This is a genomic window from Calderihabitans maritimus, from assembly GCF_002207765.1.
Classification (GTDB): Bacteria; Bacillota; KKC1; order Calderihabitantales; family Calderihabitantaceae; genus Calderihabitans; species Calderihabitans maritimus.
In genome coordinates, this window is sequence record NZ_BDGJ01000158.1 from 1 (window position 1) to 2,348 (window position 2,348).

Genomic DNA, 2,348 nt, shown 5'->3' on the forward strand with positions numbered 1-2,348 from the left:
TCGTAATTTGACGTACACTTTTAAGCCTCGATTGGAGCAGGGAAAATTTTACCCGATACTACTTGACACATTCAGTTGGGGACGGTTCTTGACTTGAATTGATGTTATGGTATTATTATCCAAGGGTGATAAAAATGCCTAGGGCGCCGCGGGTAAAAGGAGAGAATTGCATTTACCATATTACACGTACGTACATACGTACATAGGGGACGGTTCTTGACTTGAATGCGTATTATGGTACTATTATCTAAGCGTAATAAAAGATGCCTAGGGCGCGAGAGGCAATTGGTACAGGATATTAAACGAGCGCTTTTAGTTGATAAATATGATAGTAATTATTACGGTATATGAGCCTAGTCAGCCTAAGTGGCTTGATGAGCGAAGAAGGAGAAAGGATGGGAAATAATGAACAGATGTTATCTATGTTGGGGGAGCTTAGAGAAAAAAAGAGTAGAGGTGATTAGAGAGAAAGATGGTAGAATGATAGTTATAAAGGATGTCCCTGCTGAGGTTTGCAACCAGTGTGGTGAAAAATATTTTGGGCCTGAAGCAACTTTCCGGATGAGAGAACTGTTAGAGGCGCAAGAAGTTCCCGGAGAGAAGACCATTAGTGTTCCTGTTCGCTCGTTTGATGCATTAAAGTTAAGTCAGGTTCAAAAGTGAAGAAGGAAGTACTAAGTGAGAAATCAATGAGAAATCAGGGGGCTCGGTCAAGAGATCGCCCTTTTTTTTTAAGTTCGGGGACGGTTCTTGACTTTAACGAGGGTAAATGATCCAGATAGTTTTACTGTTCCGTTCATCTGGATATAGTAAAATATGGGCAGTGGACGTGCCAAAGGGGGGAGGGGTAAGGTGAATGCAGGAAGGAATTTTGAAGGAGATATTGTCGGAGATTAAGAGCCTTAAGTGAGAAGTTGGCCGCATTAACGGTAGGCCGGATCGTATTGCGCAAGAGTTTGAAGGCATGAAGGCGCGTTAGGATGAAATGTATCAGATATGATATTAAGGGCCTGGGAAGAGGACAGGTCGGTAACGAAGGATGCAGTGGATGAGCTTCAGCTTGAGGTGGCGAGTTGTATTTTTCTTGTACTTCAGCACGGAGTTTTTTTGTGGCGGGAGAACTTTTAGGCACGAAGAGATTCGATTAATAGCTTTTGTAGAAATTCGTCAAATTTTTGTCTGCGGCTGGCAACCAGCCGGTAAGCAAGCAGCCCGTCTCTTTCGGCTATACCTGCAACAACAGCAACTTCAATGGTACCCGATTCTGCAACTGTCCATATTATACGCAGGGACTTTCTATCCACGTATATGCTTCTAAATCCTGCTAAGGGTCTACCGTCTTGATTTTCCAGAGGTTTTCCGTATTGAGATGGTGCCCTGGCTATCTTTTGCAGGGCTTTAATTACCTTTATCTGCCTGCCTTTATCAAGACTTAAAAAATCTTCCACCGCCTCCGGATAAAGTTTTACGTTGTCCGGAAGTATATTACTCATCCTGCAACTCGACATCAGGTGCCTCCTCTATATCATCTGCAGTAATACCTGCTTTTGACACTACTTCGCTTAAGTCAACCAGTTCCCTTTCTTTTCCGTTGCAGCGAACCAACATTCTACAAATAAGTTCTATCTTTAATTTTAATTCTTCGGCTTCATAAGCTTTTTCCCACAACTCTTCAAATTTTTCAAAACTCATAAATGTAGCTTTGGGTTCTGAGCCGGAGAACATGAGCAAGTACGGATATCTTTCAAGCTTGGGTTCTATTACCTTTCTCCACTTTCTCTGTACATCAGAAGCATTAACAATCTGGTCACTTATAAAAGATGGCTTATTCTTTTCTTTCAACGCTACTCCTCCCATCATATATCCTTCCCCTATTATAATGATAATTAGTTGAAAATTATTCATATAACTTTCAATTTTATTTTCATATATTTGTACGCATATGTCAACGTATAATAATTCTTCCATGTTTATCACGCCAGAGGTGGTTGTTCAAGTTGTCATGTTGGGGATGGTTCTTTCAAGCCCTTTCAAGCCGGGACGGTTCTTGACTTGAATGGGGGAAATGTTCCGGAAAGTTTTATTGTTGCACTCATTTGGACATGGTAAAATGAGGGTAGTGGACGTGCCAAAGGGGGAGGGGTAAGGTGAATGCAGGAAGGAATTTTGAAGGAGATATTGTTGGAGATTAAGAGCCTGAAGGGCGAAGTTAGCAACATTAATGGTAGGCTGGACCGTATTGAGCAAGAGTTTGAAGGCATGAAGGCTCGTCAGGATGAAATGTACCAGATATTAAAGGGGCAGGAAGAAGAACAAAAAACATTAAAAGAGAAGCAAGAAACTATGGC

Annotated in this window: 4 protein-coding genes; 2 read left to right on the forward strand and 2 right to left on the reverse strand. The window is 41.6% G+C overall.

Annotated features, from left to right (window positions below; translation table 11 throughout):
* The first annotated feature begins 405 nt into the window (after window positions 1-405).
* Window positions 406-663, forward strand: a complete 258-nt coding sequence (locus tag KKC1_RS11780; RefSeq protein WP_088554644.1) for a YgiT-type zinc finger protein — start codon at window positions 406-408, stop codon at window positions 661-663.
* Window positions 664-1,124: 461 nt separating this feature from the next.
* Here the strand turns inward: KKC1_RS11780 and KKC1_RS11785 are convergent, their stop codons facing one another.
* Window positions 1,125-1,508, reverse strand: coding sequence for a type II toxin-antitoxin system RelE family toxin (locus KKC1_RS11785; protein WP_202820064.1), 384 nt, complete (start codon window positions 1,506-1,508; stop codon window positions 1,125-1,127).
* A complete protein-coding gene (locus KKC1_RS11790) occupies window positions 1,486-1,968 on the reverse strand; it encodes a hypothetical protein (protein ID WP_238134299.1) in 483 nt (160 codons plus the stop codon). The genes KKC1_RS11785 and KKC1_RS11790 overlap by 23 nt, the downstream gene beginning before the upstream one ends.
* A 183-nt stretch (window positions 1,969-2,151) precedes the next feature.
* On the opposite strand from KKC1_RS11790, the gene KKC1_RS11795 reads away from it, so the two are divergent.
* The coding region (locus KKC1_RS11795; RefSeq protein WP_202820065.1) for a hypothetical protein at window positions 2,152-2,348 on the forward strand (197 nt) is incomplete at its 3' end.

Excerpts from the sequence above, each read along its gene's own strand:
- KKC1_RS11780 (WP_088554644.1), top strand. The coding sequence starts at position 406 with ATGAACAGATGTTATCTATGTTGGGGGAGCTTAGAGAAAAAAAGAGTA.
- KKC1_RS11785 (WP_202820064.1), bottom strand. The coding sequence starts at position 1,508 with ATGTCGAGTTGCAGGATGAGTAATATACTTCCGGACAACGTAAAACTT.
- KKC1_RS11790 (WP_238134299.1), bottom strand. The coding sequence starts at position 1,968 with ATGGAAGAATTATTATACGTTGACATATGCGTACAAATATATGAAAAT.